The sequence below is a fragment of the Streptomyces sp. CBMA123 genome, from assembly GCF_014596465.1.
Lineage (GTDB): Bacteria > Actinomycetota > Actinomycetes > Streptomycetales > Streptomycetaceae > Kitasatospora.
Genome location: NZ_MECK01000571.1, coordinates 1 through 450, shown reverse-complemented (window position 1 = coordinate 450; position 450 = coordinate 1). Strand labels below are relative to the sequence as shown.

Genomic DNA, 450 nt, shown 5'->3' with positions numbered 1-450 from the left:
GTCGGGCGCCGTGGCGGCCACCTCGGCGCCCAGCCGCAGGGCGAGCTCGACGGCGGCGGTGGCCGGTCCGGCCGCGGTGGCGTGCACATGGACGGTCCGGCCGGCCGGTGCGCGACCGAGGGCCTGCCGGGCGGGAACGAAGTCAGCGGCCAGGGCGGCAGCAGCCTCGAACGACCAGCTGTCGGGCAGCGGGGCCAGCAGACGCCGGTCGGCGGCCGCCTTCGGCCCCGCGGGCAGCACGCCGAACACCCCGTCGCCCGGGCGCAGGTCCGACACGCCGTCACCGACCGCCGTCACCACCCCCGCCGCGCCGGTGCTGCCCCCGTGGACGGCGGCCCGGACGGCGACGGCCACCTGCCCGGCCGCGGGCGGCCCGGCCGCCTCGGGGCAGGGCACGAGCGCCAGGCCGTCGGGCAGCAGGCCGTCCAGGACCCACGGCGTGCCCGCCGG

Annotated in this window: 1 protein-coding gene; it reads right to left on the bottom strand. The window is 81.8% G+C overall.

Going from position 1 to position 450, the window contains the following annotated elements:
- Nucleotides 1-450 (bottom strand): hypothetical protein (locus BG452_RS37495; RefSeq protein ID WP_188308817.1); only part of this gene is annotated, 450 nt, incomplete at both ends.